A 23,199-nucleotide genomic window follows, 5' to 3' on the forward strand; every position below is an offset into this window, starting at 1 on the left:
GCATCTGTCGGCCCGAAAGCAACCTACTGTTCCGACGCATCCTGTCCTTCTTTATCTTTTTTAAACAGCTTTTTGAAAAAACCTTTCGTCTTTTTTACAGCACCCTGTGTATCTTCTAATGCGCTTTTTGCCTTTTCTGCTGTTCCCATTAGGCGGGCTTCTCGTTCTTTGCTGATACCAGCTGTTTGTTTGATACCATCCAGTAGACTTTCCCACAGGTTTTTGAAGAAAGTGTGTTCCGGGACGCGTTTATGATTTACCTTTCCGACGTGGTAGATTTCATTCGCGTCGGGATTGCTATCGTTGATTATCAATTGATTAACCAAAAACGACACGACACGCTTTGGCTTTTTTTGTCCCTGTTCGTCCAAGAGATCAATTTTCAGGTTATTATAGTCAAATCGAAAATCGCCCCTGCTTCTGTAATCGGTGCCCTCGATATGAAATCGGACACTCCGGATATTTCCAGAAGCGATCTCAACATTTAACAAGGGATGCAACACTTTATTAAACAATCGCGCCTGCATAGGGCCAACAGAGCCGCTATAACTATGCGCTCCGTTGTCGCTAAGCATGTCGAAAGAGAATTTTGCCCGTAAGTTGCCGCTATCCATAATTTTTGCACCTAGGTCCGCCTTCATATAGCGGTTCTTCACCAACGCTATGGAATCGTTCGTCACGTTGGTCAGGATCCCCGCTGCCTTATTGAATGTGATTGCCCCTTCCCGGTGGTATTTTCCACTCATCTCTCCATACACCACATCTATCCCTTCCACTAAAACGGTGTCTAACTTAATGAGACTTTTCGCTCGAAGAAGTTTTTGATGTGGCGCTTGCCCAATCTGGTTAACTGGAGTTTTTGGATAACGTTTGTCTCCAAACAATTTCACATAACCATTTTTGACCTGCACACGCTCCGCCAGAGTTTGTTGATTGTCTAGCAAGCGCTGGAAGTTCAGTTTCTCTACCCGCAACGTATCAAAATGTAAGGTCGTCATGGTCACATTTTTTCCCCGCTTTTTAAAATACGTTGTGCGATCCATGACGGGCTTATAGTCCACATTGGTCAACAGAATATTCTGTTCTCGCGTATTTATTTTTAGTTCGTCAAATTTAGCCATATAGAATCCGTCCGAGAACTTATACGTAAAGCTTGGGATAATGATTTCCACGAGTTTTGTATAGTAAAACCGGCTGGTATCGGCTAGCGATGTCTCGTCGATCAGGACATCATGCACCCGAACCTGTATGCTATCAAGTGCCAGGTCGGACGATTTCCCTGCCTCCACCTTGGTATACTTGAATGCGATATTATCAATTTGTATATCGCGTACATTGACGGATGTTAGTACGTCTTTGAAACTTTCATATAAACTTTTTCGGGGTTTATCCGGCAGCGTATCGTTATAAGCATGGTATTTGTGTGTGAGCTGTATATCAGGACTTTCAAAATTGATCGACTTAATATTCAGCTTCCGATTTGTTAGTATGTCGATGATTCCAAACCTTTTAATCTTTAACGATTTTAGCTGAATCCGATACAGGTTATCCGGAGCCGTCTTTGCTTGCTCCATTTGCTTATAGACGGTTGAATCTGGGATCAAAGCGACGTTTTCCAGTGTCACGTTTCCTAATGCGACACTGAGATCCAGATCATCATACGTCAATCGATATAGACTGTCGGTAGAACTCTTTACCACTTCCTTTAGTTTTTCCTCCACCAAGGGCCTCCAATTGTGTGATAAATACCATAAGACGCCGACAAGGCCCACTATTATCAACACGATAATGCTTATGACCCACTTCCAAATTGCCTTCATACCCTTCCGAATGCTTGTTTAAAGTTTATAATACAGTTTGATAATCGTCCGCTTCTCTCGATTCGACGACTTTCCTTATTCTTAAAAACAAAGCTAACACATTTCTGTTTTTACTTTTTGCTATGACTACAAAAAAAGACACATAACGCCAAGGGAGGAGCCGGTATACGCCCCCTAACGACCGTGTTTTTTATTCGAAATGAAGGAAAAGGATTTTAGTTTCGGTTATCTTGATTATTGTATATGCTCAAGTAGCTTTCGTAGCGCGAGGGTTCTATACTTCCATTTTGTACCGCTTCCACAATGACACACCCAGGCTCATTCATGTGCCGGCAGTTGTGAAAGCGACATTGATTTAGTCGGGCCCGCATTTCTGGAAAAAAATGCGATAATTCGCCTTTTTCGATATCTACGACGCCAAGTTCACGAATCCCGGGGGTATCGATCAGCTTACCCCCAAATGAGAGATCAATCATCTCTGCGAACGTAGTTGTATGCTTCCCTTTATCGGACCAATCAGAAATTTCTCCGGTTTTCAGCGCTGCGGAGGGTTCCAAAGCGTTTATGAGGGTAGACTTTCCCACACCGGAGTGACCGGATACCAACGTGGTTTTATCTTTCAACAGTGCGCGCAACTGCTCTAGGTGGGTTCCGTCTTGTGCAGACACCGAATAGCACGGATATCCAATGCGTTCGTACATACCGCTGTACTCTTGTAATATTTGCAGACCTTCGTCTGAGAAGAGATCCAGTTTATTGAACACCAAAATAGCAGGAATATCGTAAGCTTCTGCGGTCACCAAAAAACGATCGATAAAGCCGAGCGAAGTAGGTGGCGATGCTAACGTAACGACTAATATGGCCTGATCTAAATTCGCACCGATAATTTGCGTCTGTTTGGACAAGTTCACCGAACGACGGATAATATAATTTCTTCTCGGTTCTAGATGCGTGATGACGGCACTATGTTGGTCGGGTTCCATCTCATATGTCACCCAATCCCCCACAGCAACCGGGTTGGTTGTCTTAATCCCTTTGGTGCGAAATTTACCTTTTATACGACACTCCACACGCTTACCATCCTCGCCTAAAACCAGGTACCAGCTTCCTGTTGATTTCGTCACCAATCCCCGCATATAATCAGCTCTTGTTTATGTTGGTAAAATTCATGCTACAAAAGTCGCAAATAAAACCATATATCCCTCTTCTTAGTCGCTCTTTTTATGAAGTCACAGTAACTTTTACAACGTGCCACTGACGTCAATTTCTCATAAACCGGACATATGGGGGCATAATACACCTGTTATTTACCTGTATTTTTCCCTACCTTTGTGAGGAACGATTTAAACTATACATTGGTGAAAAAACTATTTCTTTTAGATGGCATGGCTCTGATTTACAGAGCATATTTCGCATTGAGTAAGGTTCCCCGTTTAACATCGTATGGGTTGAATACCGGTGCTATAATGGGATTTACCAATACGCTACTTGAGCTATTAAAGAATCAAAAGCCAACACACATAGCCGTTGTATTTGATACTGATGCGCCGACTAACCGCCACATCGAGTATGAAGCCTATAAGGCACATCGTGAGAAAATGCCGGAAGATTTGGCGATGTCCATTCCATTCATCCATCGATTAATAGAAGGTTTTAATATTCCAATTATCACGATGGACGGTTTTGAAGCTGACGATATCATCGGTACGTTAGCAAAAAAAGCAGAAAAGCAAGGATTTACGGTGTATTGTATGACACCCGATAAAGATTTTGGTCAATTGGTGTCTGACCACATTTTTATCTACAAACCTGCGCGCATGGGAAATGGCGCGGAGACCTTGGGTGTGCCCGAAATTCTCGAAAAATGGGAAGTAAACGATGTTTGCCAAGTTATTGACATCTTAGGATTGTGGGGCGACGCGGTCGATAATATCCCGGGCATTCCGGGTATCGGTGAAAAAACAGCAAAAAAATTGGTTCAGGACTTTGGTTCTGTAGAAGGAATTATTGAAAACAGTCATCAACTCAAAGGTAAACTAAAAGAGAACGTAGAAAATTATGCGACCCAAGGTTTGATTTCAAAAAAATTGGCGACGATCCTATTGGACGTACCTATAGATCTTGATGAGAAGGCATTAGAATTGGAAGAACCTAACCGAGCACTATTGGAACCACTATTTGCTGAACTGGAATTTCGAACATTAGGTAAGCGCGTCTTTGGAGAAGAATTCAATGTGGTGGAGGCCAACGGCGGTCATCGCAGCGCCGGACAAATGGATCTATTTGCGGTGTCTTTAGAGGAAGTAACGACAGTCGCCGTAACGGAACCTATTGTGCCGAGCCAAAACATACATAACACACCCCATCAGTATATCCTGTTGGACACGGAGGAACAACAACGTCACTTGGCGGGGCAGCTCGCACAGCTTCCGAGGTTCTGTTTTGATACCGAAACCACTTCGTTGGACGCATTATCAGCAGATATTGTAGGCATGTCATTCGCTTTTGAAAAAGGAACAGCCTACTACATCCCCACTCCTGCAGACCGCGAGATCGCGCAATCGATCGTCGATATTTTCAAACCGGTCTTCGAAAATGCCATGATTGAAAAGGTTGGGCAAAACCTCAAATATGACATCCTGTTGCTTTCGAGATATGGTGTACAGGTACAAGGGCCATTGTTCGACACGATGATCGCCCATTATCTTATCGACCCCGATACGCGCCACAACATGGACATTCTTGCCGAAAATTATTTGGGGTACAGCCCGGTATCAATTACGGAACTGATTGGAGCGAAAGGCAAAAACCAGCTGAACATGCGCGACGTGGCGATTGAACTGGTCAAAGAGTATGCCGCAGAAGATGCGGACATCACCTGGCAGTTGCATGAGATATTGAAACCTCTTTTGCTCGAGACACACACATTGGCGCTTGCGCAACAGGTAGAATTTCCATTGATTTATGTCTTGGCTGAAATCGAGAAGAATGGGGTAATGATCGATATAGAAACGTTGCGGGCCTTTTCTTTGTCGTTAGATGAAGACATAAGAAGGCTGGAAACAACCATTTACGAAAAAGCGGGTGTGCAATTTAATATTGCTTCTCCGAAGCAGTTGGGCGAAGTGCTTTTTGACAAGCTCGGACTGGATCCGAAAGCGAAGAAAACGAAAACAGGTCAATACAAGACCGGTGAAGATGTGTTGCTCACCCTTGCGCATAAATCCGATATCGTCCAAGATATTCTAGATTTCAGACAACTTCAGAAGCTTAAATCTACCTATGTAGATGCCTTGCCCGGGCTAATCAGTAAGGAGACAGGACTAATACATACATCGTACAATCAAGCGGTTGCTGCAACGGGCCGGTTAAGCTCGACAAATCCGAACTTGCAAAATATCCCCATCCGCACCGAGAAAGGGCGAGAGGTACGAAAAGCATTTATTCCGAGAACAACGGGACATGTGCTTTTGTCGGCAGATTATTCGCAGATTGAGCTTCGTCTAATCGCTGAGTTGAGCCATGATGAAAACATGCTGGAAGCGTTCGCGGCTGGGCATGATATTCACCGTGCGACCGCCGCCCGGGTTTATGGGCTTTCGTTGGAAGAGGTAACATCAGATCAAAGACGAAACGCGAAAGCGGTTAACTTTGGGATTATCTATGGGCAATCCGCCTTTGGATTGTCACAAAGCTTAGGTATTCCACGTAAAGAAGCCGCGACCATTATCGAACAGTACTTTGCGCAATATGCCGGGATCCGCCAATACATGACAAAAGCGGTTGAATTCGCGAAAGAACATGGTTATGTAGAAACCATTTTAAAGCGTCGCCGTTATTTAAGAGACATTAATTCTGCCAACATGACCGTTCGTGGATTTGCGGAGCGAAATGCCATTAATGCACCGATACAAGGGTCTGCTGCAGATCTGATTAAAATAGCGATGATTCATATTCAACAGGATATTCAAAACCTAGGGTTGCGTGGAAAAATGATCATGCAGGTACATGACGAATTGGTCTTCGACGTCCCGCAAGAGGAAGTAGAACAATTTTCTGCAATCATCATCGATCGAATGAAAAACGCCATGACGTTGAACGTTCCGATTGAAGTGGAAGTGGGCAAAGGAAATAATTGGTTAGAAGCGCATTAATGATATGAAGAAAATCGGCTTATTTCTCCTCTTATCTTTAACAGGCATCCTGACGTTCGCTCAGCAGGTTCCGGTTGCAAGAGACACCTTGTTTGAAAAAGCTCCACAAGGGCTTGTTCGTTTTTACTTCGACGACCATTACTTTTTGGTCGACAAAGATTGTGCATTCAAATCTATTGAACGGCTATCTGCTTTTGTGGTGTCCAAAAATGCATTCCATGGGGAATTTAAAGACTTCGATAGAAACGGAAGAGTGGTGTTAACGGGCACCTATAACCAAGGCGTAAAGGCCGGTCCTTTCAAGGCGTATCACCCCAATGGTACGCTCAAATGGGAATCTACTTTTGTGAATAATGTCGCCGTCGGAGATTGGAACTATTATTATCCGGACGGCCGACCCATGCTCACCGTGACATTTGATTCTACAGGCGGACGAATTAAATCTTTCTGGGATCGCTTCGGCCGACAGCGGGTGACTGCGGGCGAAGGAAACTATGAATTTAAGATGCCTTTCGAATTTTATAACGAGTATGGATATCCGTTCTTTGAGCGCAAAGGAAAAATCCGTAACGGAATTCCAACGGGTTATTGGACGACACATATGGTGGATGAAAAGAACAAAAAGATATTGTTTACTGAAGAAGTCTATGACAGAAATGGCGCACTTACGGACGGCTACAATTTATTCTTAGATTCAGAGTATAAGGTTCCGTTAACGATCATTCCTTCCCAGTCTTTTTTGACGGCCGAACGCATGCTGTTTAAAGCTTGTACGTTCGATGATTATAGCGGCTTCAATAGCTATCTTTCGGACAAACTAAATTCGGCCTTTGGTGCTAGTCCGACACACAAAAACTTAGAAGATGACTTTTCATATCGTGTGTCGCTCGATAAAGATGGAAATCCGGAAATGATAACCCTCCGCAAGCGCTTAAAATCCGATGACATCAACCGATACTTTGAAGCTGTATTGAAGGAAATCCCGTTCTATTTTCCGTCCTTAGATGAAAATGGAGAGCCTATTGCGGACACGTTGGCCGTCTCGGGAAAATTGAGTACGAATGAAGTCGGTGCTTTTAACTTTCATAGTATTCGTATTGAGCGAGGAAAAAAACAGGAGGATTAACGCAACTTACTTAAAACGAATGCTCCAGAGGGATTACGTGTGGAAGGACTGATTGTTTATCTGGTACGGGTCTTGGCGGTGTTTAATATTTCTTTTTACAGGAAATCTTAGTTAAGTTTGCAAAAAAATTACGACATGAAATTCCATAAAGAAGGATATACGAGCTTAGCGCTCGTCGTGCTGTTTGCATTTGTGATTAACGCGCTTGCTGATTATTATGACGCGCCCGCCTATCTCAAATGGGTTTTCTATGCGCTATCTGCTTTCTTGGTCATCACTATCCTGCAGTTTTTTCGGAGCCCAACAAAGCATATATCGATCGATGAGCGCGTAGTCTTGTGTCCTGCAGACGGGAAAGTCGTGGTTATTGAAGAGACCGAAGAGACCGAATATTTCAACGATAAACGCATTCAGGTTTCTATTTTCATGTCGCCGATCAATGTACATGTCAACCGGAACCCGATTAGTGGAATTGTCTCGTATTTTAAATATCATCCCGGTAAATTCTTGGTAGCTTGGCATCCCAAATCCTCTACGGACAACGAACGCACCACAGTGGTCGTAAAAAACCAATCTGGGGTTGAAGTGCTGTTTAGACAGATCGCAGGAGCTATGGCCCGTCGCATTGTTTGGTATGTTAAAGAGAACGATAACGTCAAACAGGGTGATGAATTTGGTTTCATCAAATTTGGATCGCGTGTCGACCTATTCTTACCAATAGGCACTGACGTGAATGTACATATTGGTGATAAAGTTACAGGCGGCAAAACGGTAATTGCTCGATTTTAACATTATTTTAATACAGGATTTGTAATTTAGGCTTCGTTATACGAGGCTTTTTTTATGAATTTCAGAGTTTTTATCCTGCTTATAGCCGGGGCGATCGGTCTTTCTATCGCTGCAACAGATTACCTACATAGGGGGATTCTTTACGTTGCTTTACTCATTTTACTATCCACGGGCATCTTGAGCTTTGTGATACTGCTGAATTTATTCGAACGTTATATCTACAAACGTATTCGCAATGTATATAAGCTTATTCACAATCTAAAACTCGGAAAGGACCTCAAAGATGCGTTAGGGGAGCACATTGCAGACGACCCCGTGGCGGAGGCAGAACAGGAGGTACGCGATTGGGCAAAGCAGAAAGCTTCTGAAATCAACAAATTGAAAGAGCAGGCCCAGTTTCGGAAAGAGTTTTTGTCCAATATTTCACATGAATTTAAAACGCCTTTATTCGCAACGCAAGGTTATATTGAAACTCTACAAGACGGACTCATCGACGATGATCCGGAAACAGCCAAAAATTTCCTGGAAAAAGCGGCACGTAATTTAGACCGGCTCAGCTATCTTATCCAAGACCTGGATGAAATCTCAAAATTGGAGACAGGCATTATATCCCTATCCATGGAAAAATTTGACATTATCGCCTTGATTAAAGAATGCATGGAAGACCTTGAAGCCAAAGCAGCGGCCAGCAATATACGATTAAAATATAAAGGCAAATCGCAACACGCTTTATTGGTGAAGGGTGATCGGAAACGCATTCAACAGGTATTGATTAACTTAATCGACAACTCCGTTAAATATGGAAAAAAAGGCGGCTTAACCACCATTTCTATTTTTCCCTTATTTGATCAGATTTTGGTGGAAGTCACGGATGATGGGCTGGGCATTGAAGAAAAAAATCTCCCGCGCGTATTTGAACGCTTTTATCGCGCGGATAAAAGTCGATCGAGGGATATTGGGGGTTCTGGGTTGGGACTCGCTATTGTGAAACACATCATTGAGGCGCACGAACAAAACGTCCACGTACGGAGTACAGAGGGCATCGGAACGACCTTCGGTTTCACTTTAGATCAAGCGAAGGGGGGTTAAATGAGATTCATGTTACATGAAGATTAGCAAACTTAACATTAACTTAACATTTCATTTATAATTTTGCACAAATTTCATCACTATGTCTTTAAATAGCATTTTTCAGTATTTCGTTCCAAAGGACAAAAAATTCTTTCCTTTGTTTGAACAGGCAGGCGCTAACCTTATCGAGATGGCCAAGCTGCTACAAGAAACAGTTTACTCCACCGATTTGGCCAAACGCGCAGAGCTGAACAAGAAACTAGAAGACCTTGAACACAAGGGAGATAATATTACCCACCAAATACACCTTGAATTAGGTAAAAACTTTATTACACCTTTTGATCGGGAGGATATCCACGCATTGGCCAGTTCATTGGATGATGTCGCCGATTTCATTCAAGGTGCATCCAACCGTATGGAGTTGTATAAGGTTCACACCCCGAGCCAACCGATGAAAGAAATTACGGACTTGATTGTAGAAGCGACCGAACATGTGGCCAAAGCTATCTATGAACTGAAAGATCTAAAAAACATCCGCAATATCACGGACTCTTGTGTTCGCATAAACAGTGTGGAAAACAAAGCGGACTATATCTTTGATAAGGCCGTTGGCGAGCTTTTTGAATATGAAAAGGATGCCATTACATTGATCAAGAACAAAGAAGTACTTTCTGCGATGGAAGATGCTACCGATAAATGTGAGGATGTCGCCAATGTATTAGAGAGTATTTTAGTTAAGAATGCTTAAAACAGAGCATTAAGAAAACAAAACAACAACTATGATTTCCACCTTATTGATTGTCGTTGTCATCCTTGCGATTGCTTTTGACTACATCAACGGATTCCACGATGCAGCCAACTCGATCGCCACGATCGTTTCAACGAAAGTTTTAACGCCCTTTATGGCTGTGCTTTGGGCCGCTCTATTTAACTTTGCAGCTTACTTTTATTTTACAGACCACAAGGTGGCCAATACGATCGCGAAGACTGTACTGGAAGAATATATTACCTTAGAAGTCATATTTGCGGGCCTGGTCGCCGCTATTTCGTGGAACCTCTTTACTTGGTACTACGGTATTCCATCCAGTTCTTCGCACACACTGATTGGAGGATTTGCGGGTTCTGGAATGGCTTACGCTTGGATTACGGGTGCTAACCCGTTTTTGGCTGTTAATCAAAGTGCGATCCTTAAAACGGTGTCTTTTATCGTCTTGGCGCCAGTACTCGGTATGCTGATCTCCATCATCATTACACTGATTATTATGAACCTAGCGAAACGGGCACGTCCGGCTGTTGCTGAAAAGTGGTTTAAAATATGTCAGCTTATTTCTTCCGCAGCATTAAGCTTTGCGCACGGTGGTAACGACGCTCAGAAAGTGATGGGGATCATTGCAACAGCCTTAATTGCTGAGCAAGTGATTCCAAACTTCGAAGCGATGCCTGCTTGGGTTCCTCTATCCTGTTACATTGCGATCGCTGCCGGTACAATGAGCGGTGGCTGGAAAATCGTTAAGACGATGGGTACTAAGATAACCAAAGTAACTCCATTGGAAGGTGTCGCTGCAGAAACCGCAGGAGCTGTAACTCTTGGAGTCACGGAGCACTTTGGTATCCCCGCCTCGACCACGCATACAATCACCGGTTCTATTATTGGGGTAGGGGTTGTGAAACGTGTATCCGCTGTACGTTGGGGTGTCACAATCAGCCTACTATGGGCATGGATCTTGACTATCCCCGTGAGCGCTGTGTTAGGCGGACTTTCCCTTGCCGTGATCCATTTTATTCTATAACGTAGTATTTAATATACAAGCGCGCTGTTTTTATTGATTATCAAGCAAAAAAAAATGAAAAATTTGGCGGTTCTAAATAATATATATACTTTTACGCGGACATTTTTGCTGAGATTCAGCAAATTTGTTCATTAATACAACTTTTTCAACGACCTGTTATTTTTGGCATCGTTATTGTTAAGTTATGTTAAAATAGAAAAGTGAAAACAATTAAAAATTTTAATAACCTTAAAAACAAGAGTATGAACTATTCTACAATTAAAAAAACAGCTGTTGCAGCGTCTTTAGTAGCCGCTTTAGGTTTTGCTGAAAGCGCTCAAGCACAAACTCCAACTGTATTTGGTGGAAGATCACAATACAGAACTTGGTCGATCGGTGTACAAGGTGGTATCACTACACCTAACGTACTAGTTGGTGGATCGAACGCTTTCGGTCAAAAAGTAGGTTACTTCCAAAACAAAGTAGGTGAGTACTATGGTTTAACTATCCGTAAGCAATTCTCTCACTTATTCGGTTTAGAATTAGAAGGTAACCGTGGCCGCATCAAAACGTACAACCACGATGTATCTGGTCCTGCTGCAGAAAATTCATTAGGAGCGAAATCTGTTGAGACCTCTGTTAACTGGGCTGGTAGCTTGAATGGTGTATTCCAATTAGGTACTATTGACTTCTTAAGAAGAGAAAATGCGGTTAACTTCTACGCTAAAGTAGGTTTAGGTGTTATGGCGCACAATCCAGTACAATACTTGAACAATGATTTCACAGGAACAGAAGTTTACAACAACGAAGGAAAATGGGGTGAAGAAATCTTCGGTGATCGTGAAGCAACAGGTGACCGTGACAACCGCTTAACTGCATTCGTTCCAGTTGGTGTTGGTGTTAAATTCAAATTATCTGAAGTTGTTGCCTTGAACTTAGGTTACACCATGAACTTCACGGATGATAACTTGTTATACGGACCAGCAAGAACAGATTACAAAGGTAAGTTCTCTAATGTTTATGGAGGTTTAGAGTTCACTCTAGGTTCACGTGACAAAGAAAACTTAACATTCACAAACCCAGTTGCTACATTGTATGATGAACTGAAAGATCCATCATTGCGTAACGAAGTTGAAGCATTGAAACAACGCGTATCTACTTTAGAAGGTACAGTTGATCAATTGAGCAAAGACTCTGATGGTGACGGTGTATCAGATAAATTCGATAAATGTCCAGGAACACCTGCAGGTACTGCGGTAGATGGTTCAGGATGTCCTATCAAATTCCCTGAGCCAGTTGCGCAAAACAACGCGACTTCAGGTGCTTATTACGCTCCTATTCAATTCGAATTCGATAGCTCCGTGTTGAAAACTGAATCGTACTCAACTTTGGACAAATTAGCGAAAGAATTACGTGATGCAAACGGATCAGTAACATTAGATGGTTATGCTTCTGCAGAAGGTACTGAAGACTATAACATGAACTTATCTAATGACCGTGCTAATGCAGTAAAACAATACTTAGTTAACGCTGGTGTTTCTGCTTCTAGCATTACTGCTACAGGTTATGGCGAAGCTAATCCAGTTGCATCTAATGCTACTGAAGAAGGTCGTGTTCAAAACCGTCGTGTAGAAATCAAAAAATAATTCCTTTAAAAGAATTATCAATGATAAGAAAGCCGATCCATATGTGGATCGGCTTTTCTGTTTATTATCAATATTTTAAGCTATCTTTGCAGAACCGTATGTGAAAATGTGGAAAACAAAATCATTAGAAGTCGCATTTTCTTTATAAATTTCTTCTGTAGTGAGGATGCAAGCGATTCTTTAATTAAAAAACGAAAGGAGTGATATGGAAGAAGATTTCGAATTTGGCTCGCCCGAAGAACAAAAACTGTCAGTAGATCGATACGAAGAAATGCTTCGGAATCAAGACCAATACTTCTTTGACGCCAAAGCTTTTGAAAGTATCATAGAATATTATACCGATAAAAACGACCCTGTTAAGGCATTACAGGTTGCAGAATATGCCACGAGTCAACATCCGTATGAAACCCTCTTTCTCCTAAAAAAAGCGCAACTATTCGCGCGGATGCACCAACTGGAAAAGGCGCTTCAGGAAATCGATAAAGCCACTGTCTTGGAACCTAACAGTGGAGAGATGTATCTACTCAAAGGCAACATTTATCTCCTGCAAGGCGAAGTAGAACAAGCAGAAATGTTTTTCTTACAAGCAATAGATCTCGGCGAAGATACGGCCGAAGCGTATTTCCAGATTGCTGAACTTTATCAGATAAAAGGGGACTACGAAGCCGCCATCAAAAATCTCAAGAAGTCGCTGCAGCTCAATATGGAAAATGATGACGCACTACACGCCCTCGCCTTTTGCTATGAGGTACTGGAACGTCCTGAAGAAAGTATTCAATTTTATAAACAATATATTGATAACGATCCCTATTCCTATGCAGCCTGGTTTAACCTCGGCATGGTATACGAAAAGTTGAATAGATTCGACGAAGCCATTGACGCTTATGATTACGCAATGCTCATTAATGAGTCATTTGTGCCGGCATATTTTAATAAAGGCAACGTGCTTGTGAACTTGCAAAAATATACTGAAGCGATCGATGTTTATAAGCAAAGTTTCGAGTACGAAACACCTACAGCCGATGTATATTGTGCTATCGGCGAATGTTACGAGAAACTTGAACTGATGGAAGAAGCACGCGAAAACTACAAGAAAGCGGTCAAGCTCGATCCCCAGCTTGCTGACGCATGGTTTGGCATTGGTGTTACGTTGGATTTTGACGATCGCTATTTTGAATCCTTGCATTTTTACAAGAAAGCGCTTGATTTAGATGATGCTAACCCAGACTATTGGTTTGCTATCGCAGACGCGCGTTACAAGCTCAATCAATTTGAAGAATCAGAATTTGCATACAATAAAGTCGTCGAACTCAATCCAACAGACGTAGAAGCTTGGCTTGATTATTCCTCCATCTATTTCGAACAAGGAAAATACATCGAGGCAATTGATGTTATGGCAGACGCAATCAAGCAAAATCCAGAAGCTTCTGAACTTTACTATCGTGTTGTGGCATATCTCTTTGCAAATGGACAATATAACGAAGCGCTAAATTTTCTGGAATTAGGGCTAGCTACTAATCCGGAGAAGTTCTATATCCTGTTCGACTATCTGCCTCAATTGCAAGGGAATAAAATTATTGTCGATATTATAAGAAAATATACCAATAATTCATGAAGAAACTTGGGCTGATCGGCTACCCTTTGGGGCATTCCTTTTCGAAAAAGTATTACCACGCTAAATTCGATGCAGAGCACATAACGGATATTGATTATGATCTCTATGCGTTACAAGATATACAGCAATTTCCGATGCTGTATGAAGACGATCACGCATTTTATGGCTTTAACGTAACCATACCCCATAAGCGCAGTATAATGCCCTTTTTGGATGCCCTTTCTCCAGAAGCGACGGAAATACAGGCAGTCAATTGCATTCAGATCCGAAGAAAAGACGGACGTGCATACTTAAAGGGGTTTAATACCGATGCGTACGGCTTTGAACAGTCTTTGCTTCCTTTACTAAAACAGCAACATACCCAGGCCCTTGTGTTTGGGAATGGAGGGGCGGCCCAGGCGGTGTATTACGTGTTAAATAAATTAGGAATATCCTTCCAAATTGTCAGTAGAAGTAAAGAGAACGGCGACCTCACCTATGCGGACCTAACGCGAGAGACGATTCACTCTCACACGCTCCTAATCAACTGCTCGCCGGTTGGAACATTTCCCGATATAGATCAAGCTCCTCGTATTCCATACGAAGGTATTGGACAAGATCATCTTCTGTACGACCTGATTTACAACCCCGATGAAACAACGTTCCTTCGCAGAGGCAAAGAGCGCGGTGCAGTCACCAAAAATGGATACGAAATGCTCGTACTGCAAGCGGAAAAAAATTGGGATATTTGGAATGAAGAATAAGGGATTAATACGCTATCTATTTTATATTATTAGCATAGTAATGTCAGCTTGTTCATCGTCGGATTATACACCCAAACCGTGGTTTTTTTTCGTATCAAATTTCCCGAAAAGAGCTATCAGGTCGTTAAAACCGGGTGTCCTTTCGCTTTCGAAAATACTCAGCTACGCTTCCGTTTGTTGGAAAAATCTCGATTTTCCACAGTTCAACCCTCGACTGCATATAAACTATTTTCCGTATCAGATAACATGAGACATTTAACTGCACGCAGTGCTATATCTCATTAACAACTCACCTAGGTTCTATTCAGCCAGTCCTGAATTCCTAGAAAAGGATATTGATCACTTGATCAGCACCTTTACTTGGAAATAATTTCTATTTTTGGTCTATGCTAAGTATACAGACGTTCACATGTAACCCTTTTCAGGAAAACACCTATGTTGTTTACAACCCAGATGGTCTTTGTGCCATATTCGACCCTGGCATGTCCAATCCAAAGGAAGAAGACCGTTTAATTGCATTTATTCAAGAAAATGAGTTATCACCGATTGCGCTCTACAACACGCACTGCCATATTGATCACGTTCTAGGTAATCGCTTTGTGTATGAGCGGTATGGCTTATTTCCACAATTACACGAAGGGGAAGTACCCGTATTAGTCTCGGTAGAGAGTCGGGCCCCCATGTTCGGAATGCGCTATGATGTTTCCCCCATCCCGGACGAGTTTTTGCAAGAAGGCCAAACTGTGCGCATCGGGGAGGATAATTTGCAGGTTTTGTTTGTTCCAGGCCATTCTCCAGCCCACCTTTGTTTTTACTCAGCTCAAAATAACTTTTTGATTGGCGGAGACGTCCTTTTTCGAAACAGTATCGGACGGACAGATCTCCCTGGAGGCAATCATCAGCAATTAGTAGACAATATCCAGCGCAAGATATACACCCTACCTAACGATACGGTTGTCTATCCGGGGCACGGTCCTACTACAACTATCGGATTTGAGAAAAATACCAATCCTTTCATAAGAGGTTAACCAATGAGACTACCGATATATTTTGCCAAGAGATACCTGTTTTCAAAAAAATCGGTAAATGCCATTAATATTATTTCGGCGATTAGCGTGATTGGTGTTTTGGTAAGCAGTGCAGCTTTAGTAATAGTATTATCTTTTTACAATGGGATGGAGAACCTTATTCTATCTCTATATAGCACATTTGCGCCAGAACTGCGCATAGAACCTACTGCAGGTAAAGTGTTCGACCCCGAAGAAAAAGTGTTGCAAAACTTACGAAACAGCCCATTGATTCGAAGTTATTCTGAAGTACTAGAAGACAAGGTCCTTGTTCAATATGATCAACAGCAATTCATCGCCCAGATAAAAGGAGTCGAGCCAGCCAGCCTCTTGAAAATCAATCATCAAAACATGTTGTATGCGGGTAGTTTCGACATCTTTAAGGACAGCATACATTATGCCCTGATTGGAGCACAGGTACAGGCAAACCTGCGGGTACCAATCGAGGGAGCCAACAATACTTTACAATTATTTTCTCCACGTAAAGGTACTTCTGGAACTAGTGTGAACCCCTTAGATGAGGTTAATATACGCCGACTGTCTCCATCTGGGGTACTACACTATCAACAAGGATTTGACAATTTAATTATTACCCCACTGAGTTTTGCGAAAGATCTACTGAACGAATACGACCGGGTTTCCGCAGTAGAAATCTACACAAAAGATTCTACTCAGGTATATACTTTACAGGAGGAAACGCAAAGAGCTTTGGGCGAACGTTTTATTGTCAAAAATCGCGAACAACAAAACCCTTTGCTTTATAAAACGATTCGTTCTGAGAAGTGGATTGTTTTTTTTATTCTGACGGTCATCGGCATCATTGCTATCTTTAACATTATTGGATCACTCACCATGTTGGTTATTGATAAGAAACAAGATATGACCGTTTTAAAGAGCCTAGGAGCGAATGGATGGCTCATTCAACGTATCTTCTTTTACGAAGGCGTTATGATTGCCTGCATCGGTGGTATAATCGGTATTGCCCTAGGTTTTCTTTTTTGTGTGTTGCAGGAACGATTTGGAATTATCCGGACAGGCGAAGGTGCAAATGCCATTATGGATATCTATCCCGTTGATATTCGGCTTTTAGATTTTGTTTTAGTGTTTATAACCGTAATGCTCGTTGCGATAATTGTCTCGTATGTTGCCTCGCTTCTCAGTGTCCGTGAGATCAAAAATGATACGATGCGCTCAGCCGACTAGTATTGTAGGCGTTTTCTGCTATAATCTCCTTTTACGATAGAATTAATAAAAGAGCCCCAAGCAAAAGGACTAAATAATGGATTAGCAAACCGTTGATTTATGTTTTTATTCGTCATATTGATATGACGCTGCATCGAATTATAGGTCTGGATTTCTTCAGCGCTCCTCGGAACAACTTGCGATAAGGCGGCCAAGGCCTCAGGAGACAAATTCCGTTTTATTCGGGAGGCATCATCATTACTTACGTCCAACGCCATAAACGCCATATTGAACTCTTCGATACTAGCCCACGGAAACGGCATAACGGCTGGGAGTTCAATGACTAAACTTTTCATGTTGATCCGCGCTGTAAATTTATCGGACGGCGTATACGGTATTACGTATTCAACTGGATCAAAACCCACGGATGTAAACCGGATCGTGTCACCAACATGCGCTACGAATGAAAAAAAACCTTCGTTATCGGCGGCATATGCTGTTTGATTATGGCTTTTGTTAGTAACCGTTACAAAAGGCACAGGCAATTCTCCCCCAACGGAGCTAATTAGTCCGCTGAATTGTATGATTTTTCTGTCCTGCGCGAAAACATTTCCTTGTAAAACAGAAAAGATCAAAATGAATACATACAAGATTCTACCTGCCATGGCCCAAATTTATGCAATCCTCAGTAAAGAAGGCTGTTAAATAGTGTTAACCCTAAAGCTGTGCCGGGGTTATCGCATTCGGGTCATTCATATCCGTTAAGTTGATGGCTTCTACACCTGTAATCTCCGGTACAGCTTTACGAATGGCCTGTTCCAATCCAGCCTTGAACGTCATGATGCTCATGGAACAACTCGCACACGTACCCAGTAATTTCAACTTAACCACATTATCCGGAGTAATCTCTTCTACGCTTACGTTCCCACCATCCGTTTCCAAATAAGGTCGGATTGTATCTAATGCTTGTTCTACTCGCTCTTGTAATGTCATGCTACTTCTAAAATATTTGTTGACGTAAAGATAGTCAATTTATAAAAAATATTCCGATAGATAAAAACAATACGCTATAATTCAACATTACGTTGACATCTATATAAGATCCGCGGTTAAAGAATGTTAAAAGACTCGGTGCAAGTAGGTTGAAGCCGATAAATGGGGTATCTTGCAACACTAAAATTTAATTGAATCATATTTGATTTTCACGTATCTTTGTAAAATGTTTTTAAATAGACGTATCGTTTCGTTGTTGGCGGGCATGGTAGTTTTAATGCTTGTAAGTAGCTGCAAAAGTAAATTCGAAAAACTTCGGGCAAGCAACAATATAGCCATGAAATATCAGGAGGCCGTTAAATACTACGAAAAGAAGAAATACACGAAAGCACTGGTGCTTTTCGACGATCTGATGAACAAATATCGTGGTCAGGCAGAAGCGGAAGACCTATATTATTACACGGCATATACCAATTACCGTTTGCGGGACTACACGTCGGCAAGATTCCGTTTCAAGGAATTTGCACAGACCTATCCGAATAGTCCTCGCGCAGAGGAATGTCGCTTCATGTCTGCTTATTGTTTTTATGTCGACTCTCCTCGACCATCATTGGATCAGGAAAATACGCGGAAAGCCATTGACGAGCTACAACTATTTATCAATCTGTATCCAGAAGGAGAAAAAGCGAAAGAAGCGGGAGACCTCATTCAGAAACTTCGGGATAAACTAGAACAAAAAGCGTATGCGAATGCTAAATTGTATTTCGATATGGGTCAGCCGGACGACTATCGAGCAGCGGTTATCGCATTTGAAAGTATGCTAAGGGAATATCCTGACACGAAGTATGCGGAAGAAATCGAATTTTTAATCTTAAAGTCCCAGTATTTATTTGCTCAAAATAGTATGCCATACCGTCAGGAGGCTCGATACAACGAAGCCATCGATTATTATCAGGCATTTGTAGAGCACTATCCGGAGAGTAAATATAAAAAGGAAGCGGAAGATCTTCGTTCCAGTGCAGAAAAACAAATTGCCTTTGTTGTTAAGCGCATGAACGAAATCAATAAACTTCGAGAAGAACAACAAAAAGAATTGGGCATTAGCAAAGAAGACGCGGAAGCAAAAGAAGCAGCTTCTACCAACTAATAATTGAAATTAATAATACATTTAAACGATGAGTCAAAATAAAAACACCACTATTCCTAGCTCAACAGTAACCCGCGATTTGAGACAATTGGATAAAGGAACGGATAACATTTACGAGTCTATCGTGGTTATCTCGAAGCGCGCCAATCAGATCGCTGTGGATATTAAAGAAGAGCTAAATGGTAAGTTGGCAGAATTCGCAAGTAACAATGATAATTTAGAAGAAGTTTTCGAAAATCGTGAACAGATCGAAATCTCTAAACACTATGAGCGCCTTCCTAAAGCATCCCTTGTTGCAGTTGACGAATTCTTAAATGATAAAGTTTATTTTAGGAACCCTTCTAAAGAGCAAGACTAACTGCTAGAGCATGTCTCTACGGGATAAAAATATTATTATCGGTATATGCGGCAGTATAGCCGCATATAAAATTGCACATCTCACGCGTTTATTGGTTAAAGAGCGAGCTAACGTACAGGTGATTATGACTCCAGATGCGACCGAGTTTATTACACCTTTAACTTTAGCTACGTTATCTAAAAACCCCGTTTTGTCTGCTTACTTTGACAAAGAAAGTGGTGTATGGAACAATCATGTCGAACTCGGTCTGAAGGCTGACCTTTTACTGATAGCACCCGCGACCGCGACCACGATCAGTAAAATGGCACATGGTATTGCAGACAATCTATTATTGGCGACTTACCTTTCCGCTAAATGTCCAGTTATGTTTGCTCCTGCGATGGATCTTGACATGTGGCTACACCCGGCCACACAGGAAAACATTAATCGTCTTGTTGCGTTTGGAGATCGCCTAATAGCTCCTAAAAACGGTGAATTAGCCAGTGGACTGGTGGGCGAAGGACGCCTTACAGAACCCGAAGAAATCGTCGCCACGTTGCGTGATTTTTTCAATGGAGCATTACCGCTCCGCGGCAAAAAAGCTCTTGTATCTGCAGGTCCTACTTATGAAGCCATCGATCCGGTCCGCTTCATCGGCAACCACTCTAGCGGTAAAATGGGATTTGCAATAGCTGAGACCTTGCAGAATTTAGGCGCAGAAGTAATACTGATTAGCGGCCCTACACACCTGCCAACGCCCCCCGGTGTTTACCGTACAGACGTTGTTTCTGCTTCCGATATGTTATCTGCCTGCTCGAAACATTTCGATCAGTCGGACATCATTGTGATGAGCGCAGCCGTGGCTGACTATACCCCTTTAGAAGTCTCCGACCAAAAGATCAAAAAGAAAGATGAAACGTTCCAAATCCCTTTAAAGAAGACCACTGACATCTTGGCTTCTCTCGGAAAGAGAAAAACAAACGAGCAAACGCTTATAGGATTTGCGTTGGAGACAAACGATGAGCTAGCACACGCAAAAGATAAGCTTATACGAAAAAATTTGGATTACATTGTGCTAAATTCCATGCGCGATATAGGGGCGGGCTTTGCTGTCGACACAAACAAAGTTACCGTATTAGAACGCAACGGAGGCATCACTTATTTTGAACTAAAAGACAAGAAAGCAGTAGCACAGGATATCTGTCAACTGGTCGTTTCGCATCAATCCACTATAAATTCATAATACGTACTTCCTTAGGATAGTAGTTATTCACTCGGTTAGGAAGAACTTTGACCCAACCAAGATTAACACCCTCATAGCGAACCAAGCACCAGCCGGTATTGGTCTGCGTGAAATGATCTCTATCCAAATTTTCTTTTCTAAGGTATTTCAAAGCTGTTTGTAGATCAAGCTCTTGCGAAGGCAGATCGGTTCGAATGTAAATGCTACACGCTAAATCGTGTGAAGGTAACAGTTCTCGCCCTGTCCATTTGCCCAAACTTGTTCCCGCTTGCTTGATGTAAAGTACCTGCTGCAGCGCTCGCAAATCGTCCATATAAGCTTTAGGAAAGATCCTTAGATCATCACCGTGCATAAATTGAAAAAAAATGTCTGCAGGATGTACCCATTTCGCGGCCTCATATAAAGAAATAGCGCTTTTCTCCGGTCTCATCTTATTTTTTGGAAAAGAGCTCTGACTAGTCCTTTTCTTCAATACGGATATAAAGAACCCCTCACCCATTACACGATGCGGGTAAAAGCGATAACCAAAAGCATAATGCTTCGGAGAATGTGTTTCTTCGATCCCCCAATCTGCTTTTACTGGAATAGAAACGCTTTCAAACCCAAATTCGTCCATTACCCAATCGACAATGTCTTCATTTTCCTCCTGGGAATACGAACACGTAGAATACAGTAAGTAGCCGTCGGTACTTAATGTAGACAAAGATTCAGCAAGAATCCGTTTCTGTCTGTCACTGCACAATTTCACGTTTGCCGATGACCATTCGTCGATTGCCTTTTGGTCCTTTCTGAACATTCCGGATCCAGAACAGGGAGCATCAACAAGCAATACGTCAAAATATCCCGGCAATCGATTAAATGCTGATGGATCATTATTAGTCACAACCACGTTCGCAGTACCCCATCGATTAATATTATCGACTAGAATATTTGCTCTGGCCTTGATCACCTCATTTGATACCAACAAGCTCTCCACTCCTAAATAACTGTTAAGTAAGGTGGATTTACCCCCTGGAGCCGCACAAAGGTCTAATGCCTTAATTTTACTATTTGCTAGTCCCAGTTGCTCCAAAATGTGTGCAATAAACATGGACGAAGCCTCTTGAACATAGTAGCAGCCTGCATGATACAAGGGATCCAACGTGAAACTGGGTCTCTCTTCTAGATAGTATCCAAACGTACACCACGGAACCTGCTTTATCCGGACGAACGGAGACTGCTGTTGTTTGTGCGGATTTAGACGAATAGACGTGATTTTATCTCCCGTTTGATGCGTCTCTAAAAATGCTTCAGAATCAAAGTCCGCTCGTTCGTTCAGACGGCGTATTAAATCATTTGGTAAAAAATTACCCATCGTTTTATCGCTTATTTCTCTGTAAATTTACCACAATAAGCAAGGAATCACAAACGTTATGAAAGACTATAAGAAATACTATATCATACCGGCCCCTCCCGAAGATATCTATAAAGCATTAACTACAGAAATCACCATTCGGCTATGGACAGGAGACTCCGTAGAGATAGCCCCTATAGAGGGCGGAGAGTTCTCCATGTGGGATGGTGCTATTCAGGGGAAATTCATTCAATTAGAGCCCTATTCCAAAATTGTCCAACAATGGTATTTTGGCGAACAAGAAGAACTGTCAATAGTTACTATTAAGCTTCACGAACATAAGAAGGGCACGTCCTTCGAACTTCACCACACACAAATACCAGAGGAAGCCTACGACGATATTGTCGAAGGTTGGAATGATACGTATATCGCCTCGTTGATTGAGTTTTATGAGGAAGAGTAATAGGGTCTGTAAAAATTAAAAGAAATTAAAAATCGAGTAGGAGGAAAATGAAAGTTTTCTTCCTACTTTCATTTTCCGACATCTCACCACCGTACATGCGGCTCCGCATACGGTGGTTCCCTACCCACGATACTATTTTACGATAACAATCTATTAAGAAAGGATGGCTGGCACGCTTTAGATTGTCGTTGTTCAGTGTTCGATGGAGTATAAAGATGTCGGCGATACGCCAATACCCCCCCATTCCCAAGCTTTACACTTATCAATTCCACATTTACATAGATTATTAAAACGTGTCTTTATCTTCTTCCAAATCTTCCAGATGTATATTCGAAGCCTACGCCTATACCATTCCTCTATCCGCGGTAACCGGCTCTTCATGTCCGCAAGGTTGAAATATCGAGCCAACCTCTAATGAACAGATCTAGAGAAGCTTTCCGATTTTCATAGCCCATACCCTTGCTACGGTCTGTCAATTCTTTTAGTTTAGGTTTGAGTTTGTCGTAACTTTTAAGGATGGATACTCAAACGGCATTCTCCGGACTTCATATAAAAAACCCCATGCAGGTCGGAACAAGAAAAGAGCCCCTCCAGTTTCCTGAAGGGGCTCTTGCTATAAAATTAGGCACCGACCTACTCTCCCACCTGTTACGGCAATACCATCGGCTCTGGCGGGCTTGACTTCTCTGTTCGGAATGGGA

20 protein-coding genes, 1 rRNA gene and 1 pseudogene are annotated in these 23,199 nt (G+C 42.1%); 15 read left to right on the forward strand and 7 right to left on the reverse strand.

The annotated features are described in order from the left end of the window. Positions 1-23: 23 nt before the first annotated feature. Positions 24-1,820 carry a hypothetical protein gene (locus tag ACFSR5_RS21160; protein WP_380906573.1) on the reverse strand — a complete coding sequence of 599 codons (1,797 nt, stop codon included), beginning with the start codon at positions 1,818-1,820 and terminating at the stop codon, positions 24-26. 215 nt (positions 1,821-2,035) lie between these two features. Then, positions 2,036-2,956, reverse strand: a complete 921-nt coding sequence (gene rsgA, locus ACFSR5_RS21165) for a ribosome small subunit-dependent GTPase A (RefSeq protein WP_380906574.1) — start codon at positions 2,954-2,956, stop codon at positions 2,036-2,038. Positions 2,957-3,178: 222 nt separating this feature from the next. Between rsgA and polA the strand changes: the two genes are divergently transcribed. The 11 genes from polA to ACFSR5_RS21220 all read left to right on the forward strand — a co-directional run bounded on the left by polA (position 3,179) and on the right by ACFSR5_RS21220 (position 17,003). Then, positions 3,179-5,974: a DNA polymerase I gene (gene polA / locus ACFSR5_RS21170; protein ID WP_380906575.1), complete on the forward strand. Its 2,796-nt coding sequence runs from the start codon at positions 3,179-3,181 to the stop codon at positions 5,972-5,974. A gap of 4 nt (positions 5,975-5,978) precedes the next feature. After that, entirely contained in the window at positions 5,979-7,100 is a 1,122-nt protein-coding gene (locus ACFSR5_RS21175) for a toxin-antitoxin system YwqK family antitoxin (protein WP_380906576.1), read from the forward strand. A 135-nt stretch (positions 7,101-7,235) separates the two neighbouring features. Then, on the forward strand, positions 7,236-7,889 hold the full coding sequence (locus tag ACFSR5_RS21180; protein ID WP_380906577.1) for a phosphatidylserine decarboxylase family protein: 654 nt from the start codon (positions 7,236-7,238) through the stop codon (positions 7,887-7,889). A gap of 54 nt (positions 7,890-7,943) precedes the next feature. Further along, positions 7,944-8,978, forward strand: a complete 1,035-nt coding sequence (locus ACFSR5_RS21185; protein ID WP_380906578.1) for a sensor histidine kinase — start codon at positions 7,944-7,946, stop codon at positions 8,976-8,978. A gap of 82 nt (positions 8,979-9,060) precedes the next feature. Continuing rightward, positions 9,061-9,708, forward strand: coding sequence for a DUF47 domain-containing protein (locus tag ACFSR5_RS21190; protein WP_380906579.1), 648 nt, complete (start codon positions 9,061-9,063; stop codon positions 9,706-9,708). A 31-nt stretch (positions 9,709-9,739) separates the two neighbouring features. After that, positions 9,740-10,750: an inorganic phosphate transporter gene (locus ACFSR5_RS21195; protein WP_380906580.1), complete on the forward strand. Its 1,011-nt coding sequence runs from the start codon at positions 9,740-9,742 to the stop codon at positions 10,748-10,750. A 242-nt stretch (positions 10,751-10,992) separates the two neighbouring features. Continuing rightward, positions 10,993-12,375, forward strand: coding sequence for an OmpA family protein (locus tag ACFSR5_RS21200; protein ID WP_380906581.1), 1,383 nt, complete (start codon positions 10,993-10,995; stop codon positions 12,373-12,375). A gap of 205 nt (positions 12,376-12,580) precedes the next feature. Further along, complete coding sequence (locus ACFSR5_RS21205) at positions 12,581-13,990, forward strand: tetratricopeptide repeat protein (RefSeq protein WP_380906582.1); 1,410 nt, start codon at positions 12,581-12,583, stop codon at positions 13,988-13,990. After that, complete coding sequence (locus tag ACFSR5_RS21210; protein WP_380906583.1) at positions 13,987-14,733, forward strand: shikimate dehydrogenase family protein; 747 nt, start codon at positions 13,987-13,989, stop codon at positions 14,731-14,733. Before ACFSR5_RS21205 ends, ACFSR5_RS21210 begins: the two co-directional genes overlap by 4 nt. Before the next feature lie 386 nt (positions 14,734-15,119). Then, positions 15,120-15,761 carry an MBL fold metallo-hydrolase gene (locus ACFSR5_RS21215; protein WP_380906584.1) on the forward strand — a complete coding sequence of 214 codons (642 nt, stop codon included), beginning with the start codon at positions 15,120-15,122 and terminating at the stop codon, positions 15,759-15,761. A 3-nt stretch (positions 15,762-15,764) separates the two neighbouring features. Then, positions 15,765-17,003, forward strand: a complete 1,239-nt coding sequence (locus ACFSR5_RS21220; protein ID WP_380906585.1) for an FtsX-like permease family protein — start codon at positions 15,765-15,767, stop codon at positions 17,001-17,003. Here the strand turns inward: ACFSR5_RS21220 and ACFSR5_RS21225 are convergent. After that, entirely contained in the window at positions 17,000-17,647 is a 648-nt protein-coding gene (locus tag ACFSR5_RS21225; RefSeq protein WP_380906586.1) for a hypothetical protein, read from the reverse strand. The genes ACFSR5_RS21220 and ACFSR5_RS21225 overlap by 4 nt on opposite strands. 52 nt (positions 17,648-17,699) lie before the next feature. Beyond that, on the reverse strand, positions 17,700-17,975 hold the full coding sequence (locus tag ACFSR5_RS21230; RefSeq protein WP_380906587.1) for a NifU family protein: 276 nt from the start codon (positions 17,973-17,975) through the stop codon (positions 17,700-17,702). A 277-nt stretch (positions 17,976-18,252) separates the two neighbouring features. Between ACFSR5_RS21230 and ACFSR5_RS21235 the strand changes: the two genes are divergently transcribed. Genes ACFSR5_RS21235 through coaBC form a run of 3 tightly spaced genes read left to right on the forward strand, consistent with a single transcriptional unit; the run spans position 18,253 to position 20,702 of the window. Continuing rightward, positions 18,253-19,122, forward strand: coding sequence for an outer membrane protein assembly factor BamD (locus ACFSR5_RS21235; RefSeq protein WP_380906596.1), 870 nt, complete (start codon positions 18,253-18,255; stop codon positions 19,120-19,122). 28 nt (positions 19,123-19,150) lie between these two features. Further along, a complete protein-coding gene (locus ACFSR5_RS21240; protein WP_380906588.1) occupies positions 19,151-19,480 on the forward strand; it encodes a DNA-directed RNA polymerase subunit omega in 330 nt (109 codons plus the stop codon). Between the two features lie 10 nt (positions 19,481-19,490). Then, complete coding sequence (coaBC, locus tag ACFSR5_RS21245; RefSeq protein WP_380906589.1) at positions 19,491-20,702, forward strand: bifunctional phosphopantothenoylcysteine decarboxylase/phosphopantothenate--cysteine ligase CoaBC; 1,212 nt, start codon at positions 19,491-19,493, stop codon at positions 20,700-20,702. Here the strand turns inward: coaBC and ACFSR5_RS21250 are convergent. Next, positions 20,689-22,056 (reverse strand): methyltransferase RsmF C-terminal domain-like protein, encoded by a 1,368-nt coding sequence (locus ACFSR5_RS21250; protein ID WP_380906590.1) that lies wholly within the window; start codon positions 22,054-22,056, stop codon positions 20,689-20,691. The genes coaBC and ACFSR5_RS21250 overlap by 14 nt on opposite strands. A gap of 58 nt (positions 22,057-22,114) precedes the next feature. On the opposite strand from ACFSR5_RS21250, the gene ACFSR5_RS21255 reads away from it, so the two are divergent. Then, complete coding sequence (locus tag ACFSR5_RS21255) at positions 22,115-22,498, forward strand: SRPBCC domain-containing protein (protein ID WP_380906591.1); 384 nt, start codon at positions 22,115-22,117, stop codon at positions 22,496-22,498. A gap of 192 nt (positions 22,499-22,690) precedes the next feature. Here the strand turns inward: ACFSR5_RS21255 and ACFSR5_RS21260 are convergent. Then, positions 22,691-23,016, reverse strand: a pseudogene (locus ACFSR5_RS21260) (group II intron maturase-specific domain-containing protein). A 102-nt stretch (positions 23,017-23,118) separates the two neighbouring features. Continuing rightward, positions 23,119-23,199 (reverse strand): 5S ribosomal RNA (gene rrf, locus ACFSR5_RS21280); the annotation flags it as partial.

It is taken from the genome of Sphingobacterium suaedae (assembly GCF_042684625.1).
Taxonomy (GTDB): Bacteria; Bacteroidota; Bacteroidia; order Sphingobacteriales; family Sphingobacteriaceae; genus Sphingobacterium; species Sphingobacterium suaedae.